Source organism: Janibacter sp. Soil728 (assembly GCF_001428305.1).
In the GTDB taxonomy this organism is placed as follows: Bacteria; Actinomycetota; Actinomycetes; order Actinomycetales; family Dermatophilaceae; genus Janibacter.
In genome coordinates, this window is sequence record NZ_LMRZ01000003.1 from 88,719 (window position 1) to 111,075 (window position 22,357).

Below are 22,357 nucleotides of genomic sequence, written 5' to 3' on the forward strand. Positions count from 1 at the left end.
TCGTCGTCCAATTGCCCCTTGCCCAGCAACACCTTGGACGGTTCAACGGTTCATTCGGATTCCCGCTCTCCACCAGCGTGATCAGGCGGTCGGCGCGGTGGCGAGCTTGTGCCAGCCATCGAGGATCAGGGTCTGACTGGCCGCCAAGCGCAGCCGACACGATCATTTGATCTGACTAGGCTTGCAGGCGTGGACATTCGGGAACGATGGCACGCAGCTGGCATGTGCCAGGCACAGCTCGCGCGTGCCGCACGTGTTGCTCAGCCCAACCTGTCAGCGTACGAGAATGGCCGACGCACACCCACTGAGATCGTCCTCCAGCGCATCACTCGCGCACTCAAGATCCCGATCGCGGATCGGGTAAACCTCCACCGCAACGCCATTCATGAGCTCGTCATCAAGCACCATGCGCCACGCCGAGGGTGTTCGGATCCGTGGCCCGGGGCGATGCCGCACAAGGGGCCGACCTCGATCTCATCGTCGACTTCACCGACGAGGCGTCTCTCCTCGACGAGGTCGGTCTACGACTGGCCCTGCGTGACCTCCGACGTGGAGGTCGACGTCGTTGGAGCCGACACTCTGCGGCGCGAGGTGCGGGAGCGGATCCTTCACGAAGCAGTTGCGCTTTGACCGACCCGAGGCCAAGACTCTGGACGATCCCGGCTCCGACCTGAGCCGGAGCGTGTCGGCACCCAGCGATGGAACTTCCGCCGACGCCACCTGATCTCGACCACGTGCCACACCGCTACATCGTGCTGGCCCAGGCCAGCGGAATTTCCCACTGCCGCAGCAGAGGTCAGCCGCGGCTCCTGGTCACGAACTCCGCGACCACCCGCCCCAACTCCTCACCCGCATCCTCCTGGAGGAAGTGCCCAGCGCCCGCGATCACTGGGTGAGTCACCCCCTTCGCGCCGGGGATGTGCCGCTCCAAGACGGGCGCCATCGCCGCGGTGATCGGGTCGTGGTCGCTGAACGCGATGAGGAAGGGCTTGTCCCAGCGCGCCAGTTCCTCCCACGCGCGACGATTGGCTGGCGTGGCCGGGTCATCGGTCGACGTCGGCACGAGGCCGGGCATCGCGCGGGGGCCTGCTTTATAGGTCTCGTCCGGGAAGGGCGCGTCGTACGCCGCCCGCACCTCGGCCGTCAGGTCATGAACACACCCCGAGGCGACCAACCTGCCGACGTCGAGGACCTCGGCCCCCTCCACGGCGCGCCGGAAGCGCCACCACACGTCGGGCATGCCGTGATCGCCCGACGGCAATCCCGTGTTGGCGGCCACGACCGACGCAAACCTCTCCGGGTTTTCCGCGACGAGGCGCAGACCGATCAGCCCACCCCAGTCCTGGCCGACGAGCGTGACTTCGCGCAGGTCGAGCACGTCGAAGACCAGGCTGCGCACCCATTCGACGTGCCTGGCATAGGTGTGATGGGCGGGGTCGGTCGGCTTGTCCGAGCGACCAAAGCCGACGAGGTCCACCGCGACCGCGTGGATCCCCGCGTCCGCGAGCACCCGCAACACGTGCCGATAGAGATAGGACCAGCTTGGCTCACCGTGCAGCAGCAACACCGTGGGTGCCTCCCCGACCGGCGGCCCGGCTTCGACCCACGCCATTCGAAGGGAGCCACCGTCCTGATCGGGGACGTCAGCGTAGCGGGGCTCGAAGTCATCGTCAGGCAAATCGGTGAAGCGGTCGTCCGGGGTGCGCAAGATCTCCATGACGAAAGCCTACGAGCGCGGTCCGTCTCACCTCCTCCTATCGGCCCCCTGAAGCGACCGACAGGTGGATCTGCACCCACCCCGCAGCCGCGCCGCTCGATCCCTGGAGCCCGCTTGCGTCGCAGCTCGTCCAGATCCGCCGGGCCAGCGCCGATCATCCAACGCCACTGCCGACGGAGTGCCACACCCCCAGTCAACGCTCTACTTGTGCACCGCGTCACACTGTGGTTTCGTAGCATTTCACCGGGCGCATCCCATCCGGCACTCGCCACTTCGTGGGCGGACAACGACGTTCGCTACCCCTGACACGCAGGCTCGCCCACCCCCTGCCCTCTCAGGAGTCCACGTGCGTCGATCTCATAACCCCTCCCGCCTCACAGCGACTGCGGCCGCAAGCCTCACCCTCGTCCTGAGCGCTGCCGGCCTTGCCGGAGCCACCACCCAGGGCGAGGCTGCTCCCCCTTCGCCCGCTCACCAAGCCTCCGCGGCTCTCACCGTCGCCGACCCGCCTGGCGCATGCGCGGCCATGACGGGGCAGACGGTGCGCAAGCAGCTCATCGGAACGCCGAAGATGCAGCGCGAGGACGCCACGATCACGACCGCCGAGCTCGTCGAGGCGAGCGATGCTCGCACTACGCCGGACGGCTCCGCCGTGGAGCCCGGGGCCACCTCGTCCGTCGTGGCACCCGCCAAGCCCCAGTTCTGCCAGGTCACCGGGACGATCGCCGCGTCGACGAAGGGGGCACAGCCGATCACCTTCCAGGTGAATCTGCCGACGGAGTGGAACGGTTCGGCGGCCCAGTTCGGCGGCGGTGGGTTCAACGGCTCGCTCATCGACGCCACCGGATACATCTCGATCGACACCAACGCGGGCAGCACGAGGACGCCGTTGATGCGTGGCTACGCCACACTCAGCACCGATTCGGGCCACCTGACGAGCAAGAGTCCTCGGGCCACCTCGTCGGATCCCGTCGAGCGTGCCGGCGCCCGCTTCGACTTCGCGCTCAACGACGAGATGTGGCGCAACTTCTCCACCGACGCCTACCGCAAGGTCAAGGACGTGGGCGACCAGGTCACCCGCCGCTACTACCAGCGACCGCCGCGCACGTGGCTGTGGTTCGGTGGCTCCGAGGGTGGCCGTGAGGGTCTGCTCATGGCCCAGCAGCACCCCAAGGAGTTCGACGGAATCTTCGTCCGCAACCCCGTCATCGGGTGGGCCGGACTCTTCAGCAACTTCATCAACACGCTCCACGCCGTGGAGCGAGACGACAAGGCGGGCGCCTTCACGAGCACGGACATCGCCTTGCTCGCCCGCACCTCTGCGGCCGCCTGCGACAGCCGGGACGGCTCCCCCGACGGCGTGCTCAGTGACTATCAGTCCTGTCAGGAGCCGGTACGCGCTGCCGTCGACCGTCTCGAGTGTCAGGACGGCCCCCAGCCGGGCACCTGCCTCACCAAAGCACAGCTGCGGGTCGTCGACGCCGTGTACGAGCCCTACAAGCTCGGCTACACCCTCCCCAGCGGTCTGAGCAGCTATCCCGGATTCTTCTTCGGCGGTGAGGAGTGGTCGCTCAAGGACAAGATCGGCACCGACCCGTCGATCGACTACGGCGAGGCCGGCTACCCGAACTACCTCTACTACGGCGCCGGTGCCGCCAAGTTCGTCTTCGCCCAGGACCCCGACGTCGATCCGCTCACCGTCGACCCGCAGCAGATGCAGGACCGGCTGAGTCAGATCTCGCGCGACATGGACACCGTCGAGCCGGACCTGTCAGCCTTCCGCAACCACGGCGGCAAGCTCATCGTCCTCGAGTGCACCAACGACTACGCCCAGTCAGCCCGGATGGGGATGGACTACCACGGCTCGATGACGGCGACGATGGGCCCCGTCGACGACTTCTTCAAGCTCTACGTCTCCCCCGGCACCGACCACGGGTGCGGTGGCTCGATCAACCCGTCGACCCTCGACGAGGACGGCCTCACCCCCGGTGGGGTCCAGACCAACGCCGGGACCACGCATGGTGTCCCGCGCAATGTGGACTGGGCCACCGTCCTCGAGGACTGGACGGCTGGCACGGCACCAGGGCACTCGGTCACCGCGACCGCCAACGACCCGGCGGCTCCCTTCGCCGCTCTGGCCAGCAAGCCGGTGTGCGCCTACCCGGCCCACCCCCAGCTCACCGGCAGTGACCCGACCCGGTCGGACAGCTACAGCTGCGTCGAGTAGCCGGACGCGTCCAGGTCACCACCTCGTCCGAAGGGAGCGCCGACACCATCCGAACGGATGAGTCGGCGCTCCCTCCCTTCGGCCTAGTCTCTGGCTCACCAGGACAGCAAGCGAGGGGACGTCATGATCAGGTCAACGCGTGCGGGGTCGACCCAGGTGCGAAGGGGGCCACGCGGGACGGTCATGGCCGCCGGCATCCTTGCCCTCGTGCTGACGGGGTGCACCCCCGGGGACGCATCAGGCGGGGACTCTGCTCCTTCCGCGGTCGCCAGCGACGCGGCCGAGGCCGTATCCGATCTAGCCGCCGCAGAAACGGCGACGCCCACCTCTGACAGCACGTCGAAGCAGTCCCCCTCCGCGTCGACGAGCTCGTCACAGAGCACGGCGAAGAAGGCCGCTGCAGGGTCGGGGCAGGCGTCGACCCGTCGTCTCTACCGCGTCACGCGAGTCGTCGACGGGGACACCGTCCGCGTCGACCTCAACGGTGGCGAGGCGGTCCGGATCATCGGCATCGACGCACCCGAGAGCGTCCACCCCGACAAGCCCGTGGAGTGCGGTGGCCTCGCGGCCTCCGAGGCGGCTCGCACGATGCTGAGCGGCAAGCGGGTGGCCCTCGTCTTCGATCCCACCCAGGCTCGCCGCGACCGCTACGACCGACTGCTGGCGTACGTCGAGATCCCGGGCAAGGGTGACTTCGGCAAGATCATGCTGCAGAAGGGGCACGCGCAGGAGTACACCTTCGCCGCGCCGTACCAACGTCAGGCCGCCTACCGCGCCGCCGAGCGGCAGGCCCGTTCGTCCGACCTCGGGGTCTGGGGCCAGTGCACTCAGCAGCCCACGACCGCCCCCTCCACCGCTCCGGCACCGACGTCTGCGCCGCCGACCACGCCGGCACCCGCGCCGGCACCGGCACCTGCACCTGCCCCTCAGCCGAAGCCCGTCCCCAAGCCCGCACCGCCGGCCCCGCCCGCGCCTCCGGCCGTCGTGTCACCCGGCCCGGGCTGGACCACCGATGCACTGACGCCCGGCTACACCGGCTGCCGCCAGGGATATCCCGGCGGCAAGATCAACGGCATCTACTGGTGGAAGCCGATCGCCTGCTGACAGCCAAGGGATCCTGCGGCCCACACGCGGCCCGTCTGCACCGTGCAGCAGGCGTGGGCTGGTCCGAAGGGCGCGACGACAGAAGAGCTGGTACGGGTGGCCGAAACCCACCGCGCCATCGACGTGTGGGCCACGGTGCAGGTGCACACGCGGGTGGCCGCCGACGTCCTCACCGCCGCGCCCCCTCGTAGTCGCGTTCTTGGGTGTGGACCCTGGTGATCGTGCCGGTCACCTGAGCAGCCTCAGAGTTCCACCCCACCTGGTCACCGACGTTGTACCACCGCGTCAGGCGCGGTAGGCCGATGGGTGGCCCTGCCGGATCACCAATAGGCCTTTTCCTTGGCGTCATACGTGACGTAGACGACGGTGCCGTCGTAGATCCACGTAAGTGCCCACTTAGCCCCATTGGCAGATGTCCACGACCCCTCTCCTTCATCTTCCTTCGACACCCTATTTCGAAGCGAGGCTGGCAAGCCCAAGGCGGTCATGAAGCACTCCTGGGCTACGTATGCGGCATAAACCAAGTCATCACTGTCACTCTGCGGCCGCGGTTCCTTCAGGAGGAGAAGTTCATAGACCAGCGGATAGCCGTCCTCCACCTCGAGGAACTCATAGTCGACCTTCGGACACGCCGTGATGGCGCTCTTGAATGCCGCAGTGTGGAGGGCGCCGGCAGCTTGTGTGGGGGAACTGGTCGATTCTTCGGGCTCATCGTCCAGCGACCAGTCGTCCGCCTCGGTGGTCTCTTCAGGCTCAGTGTCTGAGCTGGTCGATTCTTCGGGCTCATCGTCCAGCGACCAGACGTCCGTCTCAGTGGTCTGTTCAGGCTCAGTGTCGACGGACCCGTCGCTTAGATCGGTCGGGCCGGCGTCGGCAGACTCCGGCTCTGATGCTTCAACGCCGGCCGCTCCGATTGGACAGAAGGTCTGCTCGAGGTACGTCGTCATGGTCGCGGCCTCGGAATCGGTCGCCCCGGTCGAAATCGCCTCGCTTCGACTGTCATCCCAAGTCTTCTCACCAGATGCGACATCGACACACTCGAGATAGACCGAGTAAGCAAATGTGGCTTGTTCCTCAGTCGTTGCCGGCCGGGAACGCCACATATACCCAGTCTCACGGCCTACTACAGCAACTGCTCGAACATCGGCCGCGGTGTAACCAGCCTCCTCAAGGGCCAAGGACACCGTCCCGTCGTCGCCATCATCGATTCCATCCTCGGGGACGTCGTCGAATTCATTCTCTGGCGGCGAGTAAGTCGGACGATCAGTCTCGACTGAAGTGTTCGGGTTGGTGTCCTCTCCAGCGCAATCGGAGAGCGAAAGAGCCATGACACAAATAACGGCAGCGGCAAAAATCCGACCGCCCAATAGTGTTCCATGCCCATTAAGACGGCTCGCGTTCATGGGCGAATCATATGCGGCGGACACCCCTCCAGCCAGAAGGGCTGGTCAACGACCTGGACCGAGAGAATGGGGTCACGTGACGCGGTGCAGGCCCGACCCCTTGTGCGCGGCGACGTGGTCGGTCTTGTCGCTCTTGATCTGATACGGCGGGTCGTCCTGCCTGGCTCGGTGCATGAGTTCACGTCATGTCCCAACGACGCTCGCTCGACGCCTACCCCCGCCCCGGCGTGACCGTCGATCTGGCGATCCTCACCGTCACGGCCGCAGGCACCGACGAGGCCGCGCTGCGTGTACTCGTCCAAGAGCGGGAGGACCCGGACGGCCAGGTGCTGCCCGGGCGCTTCCTGCGGGAGCGACGCACCGTCGTCGACACCGTGCAGGAGGTCTTCGAGCAGAAGGTGGGAGTGAACCCGAGTGAGGTCACTCCCCACGCCTGCTTCCCCTCTTCGACGCCCCCGACCGCGATGACCGGACCTGGGCGATCTCCGTCGCGCACTCCGTGTCGATGCCCGAGCGTGAGCTCGACGGCGCGAAGGGAGAGCTCATCGCCGTGACCGCGGATGGCCGGCTCGTGGACGGTGGGGCGATGCTGTGGGACCACGACGAGATCGTGGCCGCGGCGGTGGCGTCGCTACGGGAACGGTACGAGTTCAGGTACCGCTACTCGGACACTGCGCCCGATCCGGACAGGTTCCTGGAGGAGCCCTTCACGCTGCACCAGCTGCGCAAGATGCACGAGGCGGTGATCGGCGAGGAACTGCACAAGGACACCTTCGCGCGGCGAATGAAGCCTCAGCTGAAGCCTGTCGTACGGCGTGGTGAGGTGGTGAGGTCGTCTGCCACGCGAGGGCGGCCGGCGGCGTTGTGTTGGCGGGTTGGGACGTGACCGTGACTGGGTTTGCCCTGCTCAGGGCCCGACGGCCAGCACTTCGGGGCAGACTGGCGCCATGGGGATGACCACACGCAGTGCCCGCCTGCTGAGCGCTGCCATACTCGCCACTTCCCTTGCCGGCTGCGGCAAGCCCACTGCCGCCGAGGTCTTCGAGGACAACCGCGACGCCGCCGCTCAGACGCAGCAGCAGATCGAGACAGACCTACAGCCACTGGATGAGGTCGGTGAACGGGTCGGGGCCTCGGTCCTCGACAGCTGTGAGACCGGCGACCGCAACTGGGTGAGCGACGCGGGGTTCGATGTTCGCTGCGAGGTCCTCATCAAGCGGGCCTATGTCCTTCCGGCCGGGGACTTCCGCGACGCGGCAGACACCGTGAACCGGGCGGCGACCTCCTCGGACTGCGCGGTGGAGGATACCGAAGCAGAGAAGACCCTCACCAACGAATGGGACAAGCTGAAGGGGACTGAAGACCCCTACAAGGGCCCGTACCGTCCGGACGATCTACCGAGCTATCCGCTCGGCTGCTCCACGGACGACACCCGATCAGCGCCGGACACGCTCTCGACGACTCCGCGCCTTGAGGCACGTGCCTGGGCCACCGTCCCCGTCGAAAAGGGGGCGCTCCCGCTGCTCGATTGGAAGCTCCGCGAAGAATGCACCTCGACGCCCGACAGCCCGTGCCGGTGGAGCGGTGACACCGCCGAGGATGTGCTCAAGTCACAGCCCGAGCACGGCTGGCTGGTCTTCGTCTGGGCCCGCGCCGACTACGCCCTGACCGGCGCCGACTGAAGGCCGCCGGCGCCTAGGTCGGGCCGGCACAGGAGCTCCACGACACGAGATCAAGGGTGCGCCACTGCAATCACCCGGCCAGGCCCAGCCGGCCGACCACCTCGACGACACGCGCCCGCTGGTCGTCGTCGAGCCCCTGGATCGGCAGCGGCAGGCAGCGCGGCACCACCAGGCCGAGGTGCTCGGCGATCGCCGCGACGACGCGCAGGCTCCCTCCGTACTCGGCGAAGAGGTCCCACAACGGCGCCAACCGGTCCGACGCTGCGAGGGCGTCGGAGGTCCTCCCTTCGCCCACTGCACGGGTGATCGCGAGAGCCGGTTGCGGGAGGATGCCGCCGATGACGGAGTACCAGACGTCGCACCCTGCGACGAGACCCGCCGCAGCCATCCCGTCCCCCGAGACCCCGATCGTCACGTGCTCGGGGACCACGGCCCGGATCGCGGTCACGTGCTCCCGGGCCGCGTCCGGGTCGCCGGGCACGCCAGGGATCTTGATCGACGCGATGCCCGGCAGCTCGGCGATGCGGCCGTAGAGATCGGTGGAGAAGCGGAAGTGCGTCGTCCCCGGGTTGTCGTAGACGACGACCGGCAGGTCGGTGCTCTCGGTGACGGTGCGGAAGAGGCCGTGGACGTCGTCGTCGGTGAGCGGCTGGTAGCTCATCGGGGCGAGCAGGACCCCCTTCGCCCCCGCTTCCTCGGCACCGGCGACGTGCTCGAGGACGTGCGAGGTGCGCAGCGCCCCCACCCCGACGATGACGGGGGTGCTCCCGGCGTGCTCGACGGCGAGCCTGGCGACCCGGGCCCGCTCCCCTGCGGTGAGGTAGGCGTAGGAACCGGTCGAGCCGAGCGCGGTGATCGAGTCCACCCCGGCTCCGGCGAGGCGCTCGACGAGCCCGACGAAGGCCGACTCGTCCACCGCGTCGTCGACCATCGGGGTCAGGGGGAAGGCGCTCAGTCCGGTGAACATGGTGGGACGGTACCGGTTGGCAGACGGCCAGACGGGTAGGAGGCAGCACCGGGGACCTCGACCCAAGGACTGCCATGGAAGCCGACATCACTCTCGTGGTCGACGGTGAGCGCCGGTCGCTCACCGTCGACACCCGCACGAGCCTGCTCGACGCGCTGCGCGACCACCTGGGCGTGACCTCGCCCAAGAAGGGCTGCGACCACGGTCAGTGCGGTGCCTGCACCGTCCTGCTCGACGGGCGACGGGCCACGACCTGCTTGACCTTCGCCGTCGCCCAGGACGGCGCGGAGGTCATCACCGCGGTCGGGCTCGTCACCGACGGGGAGCTCCACCCGGTGCAGGAGGCCTTCTGCGAGAACGACGCCTTCCAGTGCGGCTTCTGCACACCCGGCCAGGTCTGCTCCGTCGTCGGCATGCTCGACGAGCTGCGCGCGGGCCACCCCAGCCACGTCACCGCCGACCTCACCGCCGAGATCGGTACCGACCCGGCCATCGAGGACGACGAGATCCGCGAGCGGATGAGCGGCAACCTCTGCCGCTGCGGCGCCTACGGCAACATCCTCGCCGCCGTGCGGCAGGTGACCTCGTCATGAGGCCCTTCGACTACCGCCGCGCCGGCGACGTCGACGAGGCGATCGCCCTGATGGGCACCTCCCCCACCGCGCGCTACCTCGGGGGCGGCACCAACCTCGTCGACCACATGCGGCTGGGCCTCGAGACGCCCGACCTGCTCGTCGACGTCAGCCGCCTACCCCTGGCCGACATCGAGGACCTGCCCGACGGCGGGCTGCGCATCGGCGCGGCGGTGCGCAACAGCGACCTCGCAGCCGACCGCCGGGTCCGCGAGCGCTACCCCGCGCTCTCCCGGGCGCTGCTCGCCGGCGCCTCCGGGCAGCTGCGCAACCTCGCGACCACCGGCGGCAACCTCCTGCAGCGCACCCGCTGCCCCTACTTCCAGGACGTCACGACGCCGTGCAACAAGCGCGAGCCGGGCAGCGGCTGCTCGGCGATCGAGGGTCACTCCCGCAACCACGCCATCCTCGGCGCCTCGGACGCCTGCGTGGCCGTGCACCCCTCCGACATGGCCGTCGGCCTCCTCGCGCTTGATGCCGTCGTGCGCGTCCACGGTCCGGGCGGCGAGCGCACCATCACCATCGACGACCTGCACCGCCTGCCCGGCGAGCACCCCGAGCGGGACACCGTCCTCGAGCCCGGTGAGCTCATCACCGCCGTCGACCTGCCGCCGACCCCCTTCGCCCGCCGGTCCACCTACCGCAAGGTGCGCGAGCGGGCCTCCTTCGCCTTCGCCCTCGTCTCCGTGGCCGCCGCCGTGGACCTGCACGAAGGGAGGATCGCCGACGTCCGCATCGCCTGCGGCGGCATCGCCCACAAGCCGTGGCGGGCCCGCCGCGCCGAGGAGATGCTGGTCAGCGAGGTGCCCGACGAGGCGCTCTTCGAGCGCGCAGCGCGAGCGGAGCTCGACGAGGCACGGGCCTTGCGGGACAACGGGTTCAAGATCCCCCTGCTGAGACACACCATGGTCGCCACCCTCCGCGACCTCACCCTGGAGACGTCATGACCGACACGCTGACCGCGCACTCGATGGGCACGCCCCTGGTCCGGCAGGACGCCATGGCCAAGGTGACCGGGATGGCGCCCTATGCCTACGACCACCGGCAGGACGATCCTGCCTACCTCCACCCCGTGCAGGCGACGATCGCGCGGGGTCGCGTGGTGCAGATCGACACCACGGCGGCCGACGAGCTCGACGGGGTCCTGCTCACCCTCACCCGGCACAACGCCCCGCGCCTCGCCGAGAGCGAGGACACCGAGATGCACATCCTCCAGCACGACGAGGTCGCCTTCCGCGGGCAGCTCATCGGTGCGGTCGTGGCACGCACCCCCGAGATCGCCCGGGAGGCCGCCGCGCTCGTGCGGGTCACCTACGAGGAGGAGGCGACCGATGCCCGGCTGTCCGCCGACCGGGAGGACCTCTACCGGCCGGAGCAGGTCAACGGGGGCTTCGAGACCGACACCGACACCGGCGGTGTCGACGCCGCCCTCGCCTCCAGCGCGGTGCAGGTCGACCAGACCTACACGACGCCCATGGAGCACAACAACCCCATGGAGCCGCACACGACCGTCGCCCTCTGGCAGGACGAGCACCTGACCCTCTGGGACTCCATCCAGGGGGTGCACGCCGCGCACACCGCGCTGGCCCCGCTGCTGCGACTGGAACCCGAGCAGCTGCGGGTGATCACCCCCTTCGTCGGTGGTGGCTTCGGGTCCAAGGGCAAGCCGCACTCCCACGAGGTGCTCGCCGCGATGGCCGCGATGCGGCTGCCCGGGCGGGCGGTCAAGCTCGCCCTGACCCGGCAGCAGATGTTCACCCTCGTCGGGTACCGCACGCCGACGATCAACCACGTGCGTCTGGGCGCCGACCGGGACGGACGGCTGCAGGCGATCAGCCACGAGGTCGTCGAGCAGACGGCCCGGCTCTACGAGTTCGCCGAGCAGACCGCCGTGCCGAGCCGCACCGTCTACGCCGCGCCGCACCGCCGGACCAGCCACCGCCTCGCGACTCTCGACGTGCCGGTCCCCTTCTGGATGCGCGCCCCGGGCGAGTGCCCCGGCATGCACGCCCTCGAGGTGGCCATGGACGAGCTCGCGATCGCCTGCGACCTCGACCCGGTCGAGCTTCGCGTGCGCAACGACACCGCGACGGACCCGGAGACGGGCCTGCCCTTCACCCACCGCGACCTCGTCGGCTGCCTGCGCGAGGGCGCCGACCGATTCGGCTGGGCAGACCGCGACCCGCGCCCACGGCAGCGCAGGGAGGGCGACTGGCTGGTCGGCACGGGGGTGGCCGCCTCGACCTACCCGGCGATGAGCATGCCGGGCAACACCGCACGCATCCGCTACGGGCTGGGGCGCTACACCGTGGAGATCGGGGCGGTCGACATCGGTACCGGCACGTGGACCGCGCTGGCGCAGATCGCCGCCGACGCCCTCGAGTGCCCGGTCGGGCACATCGACCTGCGGATCGGCGACAGCGACCTGCCCCAGGCCACGGTCGAAGGGGGCTCCAGCGGCATCGCCTCGTGGGGCGGGGCCGTGGTCGCGGCGGCCAGGGCCTTCCGCGCCGAGCACGGACGGCTTCCGGCCGAGTGGGCCCAGACCGAGGCCGAGCTGCCCGAGAGCGACGTGACGCAGCGCTTCGCCCCGCACTCCTTCGGCGCCCAGTTCGCGCAGGTGCGGGTCAACGCGCGCACCGGCGAGGTGCGGGTGCCCCGCATGCTGGGCGTCTTCTCCGTCGGCCGGATCGTCAACCCCCGCACCGCCCACTCGCAGCTCACCGGCGGCATGGTCATGGGCCTGTCGATGGCCCTGCACGAGCACAGCGTCATGGACGAGCGATGGGGGCACGTCGTCAACCACGACCTCGCCGGGTACCACATCGCATCCCACGCCGACGTCTGCGACGTCGACGCGATCTGGCTCGACGAGGTCGACGAGCACCTCAACCCGATGGGCACCCGGGGCATCGGCGAGATCGGCATCGTCGGCGCGGCCGCCGCCATCGCCAATGCCACCTTCCACGCCACGGGCGTGCGGGTACGCGGGCTACCGCTGACGCCCGAGCACTTCCTGGACCACTGACCGCTCCCCGCCCGACAGTGGTCACCCGCCCCCGGCCAACAGGCCTATGGTCGGCTCATGGTCAACTTTGCGCAGGTCACCCCCCACGACGTCCAGGAGGCGGTCGCTGAGTACGACCGCGTCGGTCAGGACGAGTTCCTGAGCGGGCACGGCTTCGGCCGCAGCCGGGGGTACGAGCTCATGGTCGACGGCAAGGCCTACGACTCCATGGCCGTCCTCGGCGTGGCCCACCGGTACGCGACCGGGGCCCTCGCCAGCAGCAGCGAGTTCAGCGGTGGCAAGTACGGCGCGGCGAAGGTCCTCGGGGATCTCGGGTTCGAGGTCACCCAGCCCGCGGAGTCATCACCCGAGGTCATCCCTGCCACGGGGTCGTGGCGAGATGTCTCCGACATCGGCTCCGATGCGGCCCGCGTGGCCTGGAGCGACGCCGCACGGCCGGTCCTCCTGGACATCGCCCGCCGCTACCAGGGCCTGATCACCTACAGCGAGCTGTCCGCCGAGATCCAGCGACAGACCGGGATCCGCACCAAGCAGGGTCTGCAGCACTGGATCGGCAAGGTGCTCGAGCGGGTCGCCATCGACTGCCACGAGAAGGGCGAGGCCAACCTCAGCTCGCTGGTCGTCAACAGCTCCGGCAGCGTCGGCGCCGGCTACGCGGCGGCGGTCCGCACGATCGACGGTGAGGAGCCCGCCGACAACGACGCGCACGCCGCCGCCGAGCGGCTGGCCTGCCACCGGTTCTTCGAGGCTGTGGGCCTGCCCGCTGACGGCGGGACCGCCGCCCTGTCCCCGCAGCTGGCCCAGCGCCGCGAGCGGGTCCGCGCCCGAGCGACTCCCCCGCCGGAGCCGATCCTGTGCCCGACCTGCTTCATCGCACTCCCCTCCTCGGGACAGTGCGACGGCTGCGCCTGACCACGGAGCAGCACGGCGTGGTCCAGGTGCGCGATGCTTGTCCGGGCTGCCTTCTGCGGCCTGTCCGTCGCCATCCTCATCGTGCTGATGCGGCTGCTGAGTCTCCGCTCTGGCCACCGGGGTGCTGTGCCTGGCCCTAACCCGCCGCACTGGGCACCGCCGGGGTAGGAGACGACGCGCAGAGCTGATCCCCTCCGCCGATCCGCGACACTGAGGTGATGGACCTCACCGCAGCTGCCTACCAGAGCGAGCCCGGCGGCCCGCTCGACGTCGACCGCGAGCTCTACGGCCGCATCGGGGCGATGACCGAAGGGCGTGAGCTCGTCGACTCCTTCACCATCCCGATCCGCAGCGGCCGGGCGTGGGAGGTGCCGGCCGGGCACGTCTGCCGGATCGTCACGATCGAGGGGCCGCAGGTCGCCGACCTCAACCTGTGGAACCTCCACGACCCCCGTGAGCGACTGTGGGCCGCACGCACTCGTCAGCTGCAGGCCGCGCACGTCTCGACCTTCGACCGGCTGTGGTCGACGCTGCCCTTCCTCCGCCCGCTCGTGACGATCACCGGGGACTCGCTGGCCGACTACGGCGTCGATGACGAAGGGGGCCGCGTCCACGACCTGCTCGGCACCCGCTGCGACCCGTACGTCAACCAGATGCTGAACGACGCCCCCTTCGACTACCACTGCCACTCCAACCTGACGCGAGCCGTGCGGCCCTGGCACCTCACGGAGTTCGACGTGCACGACGTGCTCAACGTCTTCCAGTGCACGGGGCTCAACGAGCACGACGAGTACTTCATGAAGACCTGCCCGGCGCAGCGCGGTGACTACTTCGAGTTCTTCGCCGAGGTCGACGTCCTCGCCGCGCTCTCGACCTGTCCCGGCGGTGACCTGTCGGTCCCGATGTTCGGCCCCGACGCCGGTGACGCCGAGGCGGTCTGCCGTCCGCTGGGCATCGAGGTCCACACGGTCCCCGAGGCGGCGCTCGAGGGCTGGGTGCCGCCGGAGCGGGCGGCCTACGCGCAGGACCACGGCCTGGCGGCCCGCCCGTGGGCATGACACCGACCGCTCTGGCCACCTACCGCTGATCTCCGCCGCAGGAACAACTTGACGCAACAACTTGTTGTCGAGTCGGCGACGGGCGGTCCCCCTCCCGTCGCCGACTCCACCTCCATCCACAGCAAGGAATTGCTCATGTCCACGATCGTCATCTTCGGCGGAACCGGTTACGCCGGCGGCAACATCGCCGTCGAAGCAGTCTCCCGCGGCCACCAGGTCATCTCCTACAGCCGCACAGTCCCCGAGCAGACCGCCGACGGTGTCGAGTACCGCATCGGCTCGCTCACCGATGACGACGTCGTCGCCCGCGCCGCCACGGACGCCGATGACCTCGTCGTCGCCACCCATGGCGCGGATGTCGGCGGCTCGCCGCTCGTGGACCACGTCGCCCGCCTCACCTCCGCCGCGATCGAGCACGGCGCGCGCCTGTCCTTCGTCGGCGGCGCCGGCACCCTGAACGTGACGAAGGGGGGTCCCCGCCTGGTCGACACCCCCGAGTTCAACGACGAGTGGAAGCCCGAGGCCCTCTCCCACGCACTGGTGCTCGACGCCCTGCGCTCCGGGCCGCAGGAGCTGAGCTGGTTCTACGTCTCCCCCGCCGCCCTCTTCGGTGCGTGGACCCCCGGCGAGACCACGGGCAGCTACCGCGTCAGCGACGACGAGCTGATCGTCAAGGAGGACGGGACCTCCGAGATCTCCGGCACCGACTTCGCCACGGCGTACGTCGACGAGATCGAGCAGGGCAAGCACCCGAGGCAGCGGTTCGCCGTCGGGCACTGACGGTCAGGAGAACCAACGCCACCTTCGGCGGGGTCTCGGTTCATCTGGCTGCAGGAATGCCTGCCGCAGGAGGCGAAGTTCCTCAGGAGCGCCGACCGCACTCACGCCGGGGATCGGCCAGCCGTGCAGCCACCAGAGGACCTCTTCTGCGGGGCCTTCGAGGACCGCAACAGGTGGGGCTGCGGCCACGAGTCGGTACTCCCCGTTGAACTCGTCCACGTCCACGGGGAAGGCGAGGTACCACTCGTCGCCGGTGTCCGTGGCGTGGACAGCCACGGGTTGCGGTCGCCACGCCACCTGCGGATCTGCTGAGGACCAGTGCGAGAGTGCCTGCCCCACACCGTCACTCGCGACCTGCGGGGTCAGATCGTGCCAGGGCTGGTCGCTGGCCACTGTGGCCGCGTGAGCCAGGGTGATGGTCTCGTGAGCCAGCAGCCTCGCGAGGTCGGCACAGGTCCCCGGCTGACCGAAGTAGTCGATCGGGCCGTCGGGTCCAGCGTCCTGGAGCAAGGTGACGAGCCGGGCGTGCTCGGCTGCGATCCCGGCGAGCAGGGAGGCGTGGTCCGACGGTGGCACAGGGGCTTCGCGCTGGTCCCAGGCGGCGCTGCGGTGCTCGAGCGACCACGACCAGATCTCCACGGTGGCCCAGTGCTCGTGGGCAACCTGGTGCGCCGTCGCATCGTCCGGCGCCAGACGAGCCTTGGGCGGCAGCCCAGCCAGCCGGGTGACGGCGAGCTGACCGTGGCCGGCCAGCAACTCGACGTGCTCGGTGAAAGAAGGACCCACTCGCTGAGTGTAGGCACGCGTGGACAGCGCCACCTGTCGATCAGGCGACACCTGTCGATCAGGCGACACCTGTCGATCAGGCGACGAAGTCCGGCCACCCGGCGTCGAGGTACTCCACGAAGGTCTCGCTGACGTGCTCGGCGTGCAGGTGCTCGCGGCTCACCGGTAGTGGCGCCATCGCGAAGGCGTGGTCGGCGTCCGACTGCTGGGGGAAGTCGTGGTGCACGATCGCCGCGCGGCCGATGTCGACGAAGTCCGCCCCCTTCGACAGGCACCACCGCGCCTGCTGCGCGGAGCGGATCTTGCCCGCGACGCCCAGCCGCGTCAGGCCGCGCGGGAGGGAGGTGAAGGCGTCGATGAGCAGGTCGCCCTCCTCGTCGACGGTCATGAAGGCGTCCCAGAGCGACATGTCGACGTAGTCGACGAGGCCGGAGTCGAGGATCCAGCCGGTGACGGTGACGGCTTCGTCCAGGACGATGCCGTTGCCCTGAGGGGTCAGGCGGATGCCGACCTGGAAGTCGGCGCTCGTGCGCTCACGGATCCCTCGCAGCACCTCGAAGGTGATCCGCGCCCGGTCCTCCAGCGAGCCGCCGTAGCCGTCGGTGCGCTGGTTGTGGCGACCGTCGAGGAACTGGCACAGCAGATAGCCGTGCGCGCCGTGCACCTCGACCCCGTCGAAGCCCGCTCGCTCGGCGCGCTCGGCCCCGACGACGAAGTCCTCGACGACCTGCTGGATCTCGGCCGTGGTGAGGGCGCGGGTGTTGCGCTCGGCGTCGTCCCAGGGCGCGACATTCGGCGCGCCGGTCACGCTCGGGTCGGAGCGACGGCCCGCGTGGTGCAGCTGCACCGACGAGACGCTGCCGGCCGCACGGATGCCGTCAGCCAGCCGCGTGAGCCCTGCCAGGTGCCGGTCGTCGCTGATGCCGAGCTGCCCGGCCCACGCCTGCCCCAGCCGCGACACATAGGTCGCGCAGGTCATCGTCAGGCCGAAGCCGCCCTGTGCGCGGGCCACGAGCCACCGGTACTCGTCGTCGGAGAGCGTGCCGTCCTCGTGGCTCTGGGTGTTGGTCAGCGGGGCGAGGGCCAGGCGGTTGTGCCACGTCGGGCCGTGGGCGAAGTCGAGGGACTCGTGCAAGGTCATGGGTTCCATCGTCTCAACCCACCCTCGACCACGCACGAGGGCCCCGTCCGCGATGGACGAGGCCCTTCCCTCTCCCCCCGGAGAATGGGTTCGCGCTGGGCGACGAGGATGACGCTAGCTGCGGGTCGTCGGCCCCACCTCAGTGATCGGCTACTGGTCTTCCAGCCCGACGGCATCGGTGTCGCGCTCGAGCTTGGCGTGGGCCACAAGGAGCAGGGCCGCCACCGATTCGACGGGGATCCCGAGCGCCGCTGCGGTCACGATGTCCTCGTACCCGGCCCGCTGCAGCCGCAGTGCCACGCCGTGGGCGGGCGACATGTCATCGACCCGCTTGTCCCACTCGTTGCTGACCACGTCTCACGGTAGGCGGATGCCCGGCCCGCGAGCCTCAGTGGTGCACTACTGGGCTCTGTTGTGCACGCCCCCGGACCATGCCCGTGGCAGGTAGCGCTCGAGCTCGCCCCGGGAGGTGACGCCCAGCTTGGCGAAGACCTGGTAGAGGTGGGACTCCACCGTGCGCACCGAGAGCACGAGCCGGTCGGCGATGGCGGAATTGCTCAAGCCGGCCACGGCCAGCGCAGCCACCTCCTGCTCCCGGCGGCTGAGCCGGACCGCCGGGTGGGTCGTGGTCATCTCGGGCCGCAGGACCGGGTCCACCCTCAGGGCCAGGGTGTCGGTCCGGGCGGTCATGCGGCGGGTCCCGTGCGCGGCGCCCGCCTCTCGGTAGGCCTGCGTGGAGGCATGGGCGGTCTCGACCGCCAGGTGAGCGAGGCCGCGCGTGGCGAAGCGTTCGGCCACGTCCTCCAACGCTGCACCATCGTTGGCCCGCAAGGCATCCGCGTGGTCGGCGAGCAGGGTGGGGTAGTCGCACTCGGCCCGACCGGCGATCTGGCGAAGGGTGGTGGCCACCTCTCGGCTGCGCTCACCCAGACGGACGGCCAGGTGGAGCAGCGAGGCACGATCGAGCTCCAGCTCGGGGTAGCGGTCAGCGCCGTCGCGGGCCAGGGCTGCAGCGGCGGTCCGGCTCCCTTCGGCCGCGACGAGCCAGACCCGCGCGGACAGGTGGTCGACGGCCTGACGGGGCAGATCGACGAATTGCTGCTCCGCCGAGGCCTCCTCGCGCCACGCCCGCGCCGCCTCGACCCGCTGGCTGAGCGAGGCGGTCTGGCTGAGCAGGGTCAGGGCCCAGGTGAGGCAGTCGGCCAGGTCGCTCTCACGGAAGTCGGCGAGCGCATCGAGCAGGACGGTGCGGGCCTCCTCGAGGCGACCGGACAGGATCAGACAGCGCCCCAGCCCGAGACCGGCCAGACCACGCATGATGGCGTCGGGGCTGTGGGCCACCTCGCTGTGGTGGGCGATGAAGACGGGCAGGACGTCGGCCACGCGGCCATCCAGCATGGCGGCGAAGAGAGCCTGCATGTCCGCCTCCGCCGTGACCCTGGACGAGGGACCCATGACGCCGACCGGGAAGCTCCTCATCCGGTCCCACACCGTGGCGGCGCGTCGGTGCAGGCCCAGCTGGCCGAGTGCCTCGCCAGCGGTCTCCAGGACCACCAGCTGCTGCGCCGGTGCCAAGGACGATCGCTCGAGCAGCGGCTCGACCAGCGTCAGAGCCTCCTTGGGGTGCCCTGCGCTGATGGCGATGCTGGCGCGGTACGGCGCCAGACGATCGCGGCGATCTGCGATGTCGCGGCTCGGACCCTCCGTCCGCGGGGCCTCCTCGATCCGGTCGAGGAGGGCGACCACGTCCTCGATCCGGCCGAGACCCAGCCCGGTGGCCCGGTAGCGGACGTCGACGTAGTCATCGACCAGGGGCGAGTCGGGAAGCTCGATGACGAAGTCCTCGAGGTCCGCGAGCAGCCGCTCGGCCTCCTCGACCTCGTTGGACCCCACCAGCGCTCGACCCAGTTCGATGACGACCCGGGCTCGATCGAGTGAGTCGTCGTCCTCGCTGGCCGCGAGCGCGGCGCGGGCCAGTCGGGCGGCGACATCGTGGCCGAAGGCCTGGTTGGCCCTGACTGCCGCATCGACGAGGTCCGCGCGTGGGACCTGCTGTCCCGCGTCGAGTCGCCACGTCACCACGCGGATCGACACGGCCTCTGCGTCGGCGGGATCCACCGTCTCGAAGGCATCGGCCAAGGCCGCCACCAGCCCTCGGCGTCCGATCCGTCCCACGCGCTCCAGCACGACCTCGCCGTACAGCGGGTGCGCCGGACGCAGCACGCCGTGACCGAACCGGCCATCCAGCCGCACCAGGCCGGACTCCTCCAGCGACCCGAGGACGGTGATCGGGGCGACCCGCTCCGCGACCGAGAGGGGCATGGGCTCGCCGAGCGCCACCAGTGCCAGTGCGCGCCGCTCCTCGGGGTCGAGGGTGGCCAGACGGGCGCCCACCGCGTCGATCAGGCGAGGGGCGAGGACGACCTCCTCGTCCCAGACCCAGACGCCGTCCTCCTGGTTGAGGGACCCGTGATCGAGCGCCGCGATGACCAGCTCACGGGCGTAGAGCATGTTGCCACCGCTGACGCTCGCCAGGCGCGACAGGGTGCGCCCGGTGGTCAGGCCGCCGAGGGCCCCGGCGATGACCTCGCCCATCTCCTTCTCCGACAGGGGCTGCAGGTCCACGCGTAGTGCCAGCCCCTCCTTCCACAGGGACGTGATCGCGTCCGGGACCTGCTCCCCTCGACGGACCGAGATCACCGGCGCGATGATGCCGTCCAGACTCAGCTGGAGCAGCAGTGCGGCGCTGCCGTCATCGAGGTGCTGCGCGTCGTCGACGAGGAGCACCATCCTCGGGCCCGAGCCCAGCGCCTGGGCGAAGGACGCGTGCCAGCCAGCGTGCTCGGCAGGCGTACCCGAGCCCGGGGGCAGCAGGTGCAGCACCGCGCCATAGGGAGTGAGCCGGCCCGCCTCGGTGGCGATGATGGTCGCGGTCCGCATGCCGCGGCCCTTGGCCCAGTGACCGACCTCCCGCGTCAGGCGGGTCTTGCCGACACCTGCGGCCGCGACCACCACCGCGCCGGACGGTCCCGACTGCTCGCTCCCGAGGGTCGAGGTGATGAGGTCGACCTCGTCCCGGCGCCCGCCGAAGGGCCACTCCGCGTGCAGGGCGCGTGTGGGCTCGCCACTTCGCAGCCCGGCCATTGATTCAGGATACCGGGGGGTCCGCGGTTACCCCCGCTCAGTCAGCCCTCGTCGGTGCGGAAGGCGCCGAACACCTCGTACATGTAGTCGCTGCCCTGCTTGAGTGCCTCGACATAGATCCGCTCGTTGTTGCCGTGCATCCCGATGAGCTGCTCGTTGCTCAGCACGTACGGGTACACGCCGTAGCCGGGGACTCCCTTCGCCCGCCACGGTCCCAGACTCGTCCCGGCCTCGAAGAGCGCCGGGGCGAAGGGGGTGTCCTCGTAGGTCGCCTCCGACGCGTCGGACAGCGCCCGCCACAGGTCGGTGTCGAGGTCAGCGGGCGGGGTCGCCCACGTGGTGTCGAGCCGGGAGAGCGCCTCCTCCTCGCTCTCCCCCTCGGCGCCGATGACCTTGACCTCGACATCGCGGTCCCTGAGCAGCGTGCGCACCGCAGCGACGAACTCGCGCGGCTTCTCCCCTCCGGGGATGCCACGGCAGTTGACCCGCGTCGTCGCCTCGGACGGGATGACGTTTTCCTTGTAGCCGGCCTCCTGGATGACGAAGGCGTGCGTCGTGCGCAGCAGCGCCCGGTGCAGGTACGGGTAGTCCGACAGCTTCACCACGAGCCGGGCCGCGCGCTCGCGGGACGGTTGGCTCTTCGCCTTGAGCATCAACCGGATCGCCTTGGCGAAGCTGCGGTCGCTCGTCGCATCCGCGATCGCCTCGAAGTACTCCCGGGTGACCTCCGTCAGGTGCACCGGTGCCTCCCACTCGGACAGCGTGCTGATCGCCCGCGAGACCTTGACGACCGCCGAGTCGTCCGGCATCGGCTTCGACGAGTGCGTCGCTGTCCCCGTGGCCACGAGGTCGAGGTTGAAGTAGACATTGTCCTGACGCGTCGCCGTGATGAGCATCGGGGTCGTCTTGTCGCTCTGGGCCAGGAACCAACCCCCTTCGGTCAGGACGGCGCCCGCGTCGATCTTGTCCCAGTGGTTCTTCGCCAGCCAGCGCGACCCGTAGTCGCCGGCCTCCTCGTCGCAGTCGGTGAGCACGATGATGTCGCGGTCGAAGGTCGCTCCCTCGTCGACGTGGCGCAGCAGCGCGCTGATCATCGCCGAGTTGGCGCCCTTCATGTCCAGGGCGCCACGACCATAGATCTCACCGTCGACGACGTCCCCGGCGAAGGGGTCGACGTCCCAGTTCTCCTCCTCCACCGGCACGACGTCCGAGTGACCGAGGACGAGCAGCGGTTCCTCGGCGCCGTTCCCCGGGATGCGAGCGATGAGGTGGACGTTGTCGGGCTGCGGGGTGTCGATGATCTCGACCGGCACGCCGGCCCGCTCCCAGACCGCCTTGAGCATCTCGGCGTGCGGCCGGGTGTTGCCACCCTGACCGTGGTTCTGCGTGTCGAAGGACAACATCCGCTTCAGCAGGTCCAACGCGTCCATGTCGGCCGCAGGGATCGCGGCCCCGGACAGGCTGGACGAAGGGGAGGACGTGCCGGCGAAGGCACCGGCACCTTGTGCCGTGGCAGCGCCCACGACGGCGGCTCCCACCCCTCCGAGGAAGGCACGGCGTGGCAGCGAGCGAGTGGTCTCATCGGGTGAGCTGTGCATCGGTCGACTCCTTTGTCGGTGGTCCGCGCAGGCTCTCGCCGAGACCCGTTGCACCCCAAGGGCGACCGCTCGGTAGTGAGGCGAGCGGTCCCCCCTTCGCGACGGACGGACGAGCCGCCCGGCAAACCTGACCGAGCCCCGCCCAAGCCTTGACGAAGGCGTGACCTTGGCCCTCGCG

General features: G+C 69.8%; 21 protein-coding genes and 1 pseudogene. 13 read left to right on the plus strand and 9 right to left on the minus strand.

Annotated elements, in window-relative coordinates:
- Positions 1-189: 189 nt before the first annotated feature.
- A pseudogene (locus tag ASG73_RS18600) lies at positions 190-351 on the plus strand (helix-turn-helix domain-containing protein); the annotation flags it as partial.
- 83 nt (positions 352-434) lie between these two features.
- Entirely contained in the window at positions 435-674 is a 240-nt protein-coding gene (locus tag ASG73_RS18605; protein WP_442905339.1) for a hypothetical protein, read from the plus strand.
- Positions 675-796: 122 nt separating this feature from the next.
- Here ASG73_RS18605 and ASG73_RS04725 read toward each other — a convergent pair whose 3' ends face one another.
- Complete coding sequence (locus ASG73_RS04725; protein ID WP_055991663.1) at positions 797-1,717, minus strand: haloalkane dehalogenase; 921 nt, start codon at positions 1,715-1,717, stop codon at positions 797-799.
- A 346-nt stretch (positions 1,718-2,063) separates the two neighbouring features.
- On the opposite strand from ASG73_RS04725, the gene ASG73_RS04730 reads away from it, so the two are divergent.
- Both ASG73_RS04730 and ASG73_RS04735 read left to right on the plus strand, forming a co-directional pair.
- Positions 2,064-3,944: a tannase/feruloyl esterase family alpha/beta hydrolase gene (locus tag ASG73_RS04730; protein ID WP_156466139.1), complete on the plus strand. Its 1,881-nt coding sequence runs from the start codon at positions 2,064-2,066 to the stop codon at positions 3,942-3,944.
- A 123-nt stretch (positions 3,945-4,067) separates the two neighbouring features.
- A complete protein-coding gene (locus ASG73_RS04735) occupies positions 4,068-5,048 on the plus strand; it encodes a thermonuclease family protein (protein WP_082567012.1) in 981 nt (326 codons plus the stop codon).
- 320 nt (positions 5,049-5,368) lie between these two features.
- Here the strand turns inward: ASG73_RS04735 and ASG73_RS17790 are convergent, their stop codons facing one another.
- Together ASG73_RS17790 and ASG73_RS17450 are read right to left on the minus strand one after the other, a co-directional pair.
- A complete protein-coding gene (locus tag ASG73_RS17790; protein ID WP_156466140.1) occupies positions 5,369-6,451 on the minus strand; it encodes a hypothetical protein in 1,083 nt (360 codons plus the stop codon).
- 72 nt (positions 6,452-6,523) lie between these two features.
- Complete coding sequence (locus ASG73_RS17450) at positions 6,524-6,625, minus strand: HVA1 family protein (protein WP_082567013.1); 102 nt, start codon at positions 6,623-6,625, stop codon at positions 6,524-6,526.
- Between the two features lie 11 nt (positions 6,626-6,636).
- Between ASG73_RS17450 and ASG73_RS18110 the strand changes: the two genes are divergently transcribed.
- The 3 genes from ASG73_RS18110 (at position 6,637) to ASG73_RS04750 (ending at position 8,133) form a co-directional block, all read left to right on the plus strand.
- Complete coding sequence (locus ASG73_RS18110; protein ID WP_200946698.1) at positions 6,637-7,005, plus strand: hypothetical protein; 369 nt, start codon at positions 6,637-6,639, stop codon at positions 7,003-7,005.
- Entirely contained in the window at positions 6,957-7,337 is a 381-nt protein-coding gene (locus tag ASG73_RS18115; RefSeq protein ID WP_200946700.1) for an NrtR DNA-binding winged helix domain-containing protein, read from the plus strand. The genes ASG73_RS18110 and ASG73_RS18115 overlap by 49 nt, the downstream gene beginning before the upstream one ends.
- A gap of 61 nt (positions 7,338-7,398) precedes the next feature.
- Positions 7,399-8,133 carry a hypothetical protein gene (locus tag ASG73_RS04750; protein ID WP_055991675.1) on the plus strand — a complete coding sequence of 245 codons (735 nt, stop codon included), beginning with the start codon at positions 7,399-7,401 and terminating at the stop codon, positions 8,131-8,133.
- A gap of 70 nt (positions 8,134-8,203) precedes the next feature.
- Here the strand turns inward: ASG73_RS04750 and ASG73_RS04755 are convergent, their stop codons facing one another.
- Positions 8,204-9,100: a dihydrodipicolinate synthase family protein gene (locus ASG73_RS04755; RefSeq protein ID WP_055991678.1), complete on the minus strand. Its 897-nt coding sequence runs from the start codon at positions 9,098-9,100 to the stop codon at positions 8,204-8,206.
- A gap of 74 nt (positions 9,101-9,174) precedes the next feature.
- On the opposite strand from ASG73_RS04755, the gene ASG73_RS04760 reads away from it, so the two are divergent.
- The 6 genes from ASG73_RS04760 to ASG73_RS04785 all read left to right on the plus strand — a co-directional run bounded on the left by ASG73_RS04760 (position 9,175) and on the right by ASG73_RS04785 (position 15,510).
- On the plus strand, positions 9,175-9,693 hold the full coding sequence (locus ASG73_RS04760; protein ID WP_055991681.1) for a 2Fe-2S iron-sulfur cluster-binding protein: 519 nt from the start codon (positions 9,175-9,177) through the stop codon (positions 9,691-9,693).
- Entirely contained in the window at positions 9,690-10,679 is a 990-nt protein-coding gene (locus tag ASG73_RS04765) for an FAD binding domain-containing protein (protein WP_055991684.1), read from the plus strand. The genes ASG73_RS04760 and ASG73_RS04765 overlap by 4 nt, the downstream gene beginning before the upstream one ends.
- Positions 10,676-12,760: a xanthine dehydrogenase family protein molybdopterin-binding subunit gene (locus ASG73_RS04770; protein WP_055991687.1), complete on the plus strand. Its 2,085-nt coding sequence runs from the start codon at positions 10,676-10,678 to the stop codon at positions 12,758-12,760. The genes ASG73_RS04765 and ASG73_RS04770 overlap by 4 nt, the downstream gene beginning before the upstream one ends.
- 57 nt (positions 12,761-12,817) lie before the next feature.
- Complete coding sequence (locus tag ASG73_RS18120; RefSeq protein ID WP_200946701.1) at positions 12,818-13,672, plus strand: hypothetical protein; 855 nt, start codon at positions 12,818-12,820, stop codon at positions 13,670-13,672.
- A 218-nt stretch (positions 13,673-13,890) separates the two neighbouring features.
- Positions 13,891-14,730 carry an urea carboxylase-associated family protein gene (locus ASG73_RS04780; protein ID WP_055991690.1) on the plus strand — a complete coding sequence of 280 codons (840 nt, stop codon included), beginning with the start codon at positions 13,891-13,893 and terminating at the stop codon, positions 14,728-14,730.
- Between the two features lie 135 nt (positions 14,731-14,865).
- Positions 14,866-15,510, plus strand: a complete 645-nt coding sequence (locus tag ASG73_RS04785) for an NAD(P)-dependent oxidoreductase (RefSeq protein WP_055991693.1) — start codon at positions 14,866-14,868, stop codon at positions 15,508-15,510.
- A 3-nt stretch (positions 15,511-15,513) separates the two neighbouring features.
- Here the strand turns inward: ASG73_RS04785 and ASG73_RS04790 are convergent, their stop codons facing one another.
- From ASG73_RS04790 to ASG73_RS04810, 5 genes are all read right to left on the minus strand, one after another.
- Entirely contained in the window at positions 15,514-16,296 is a 783-nt protein-coding gene (locus ASG73_RS04790) for a hypothetical protein (RefSeq protein WP_055991696.1), read from the minus strand.
- 76 nt (positions 16,297-16,372) lie between these two features.
- Complete coding sequence (locus tag ASG73_RS04795) at positions 16,373-17,437, minus strand: NADH:flavin oxidoreductase (protein WP_055991699.1); 1,065 nt, start codon at positions 17,435-17,437, stop codon at positions 16,373-16,375.
- Positions 17,438-17,587: 150 nt separating this feature from the next.
- Complete coding sequence (locus tag ASG73_RS04800) at positions 17,588-17,791, minus strand: hypothetical protein (protein ID WP_055991702.1); 204 nt, start codon at positions 17,789-17,791, stop codon at positions 17,588-17,590.
- A gap of 45 nt (positions 17,792-17,836) precedes the next feature.
- Positions 17,837-20,581, minus strand: a complete 2,745-nt coding sequence (locus ASG73_RS04805) for a helix-turn-helix transcriptional regulator (protein WP_055991705.1) — start codon at positions 20,579-20,581, stop codon at positions 17,837-17,839.
- A gap of 41 nt (positions 20,582-20,622) precedes the next feature.
- The gene (locus tag ASG73_RS04810; protein ID WP_055991708.1) at positions 20,623-22,179 is read right to left on the minus strand and encodes a M20/M25/M40 family metallo-hydrolase; all 1,557 of its coding nucleotides are present in this window, start codon (positions 22,177-22,179) and stop codon (positions 20,623-20,625) included.
- Positions 22,180-22,357 lie beyond the last annotated feature (178 nt).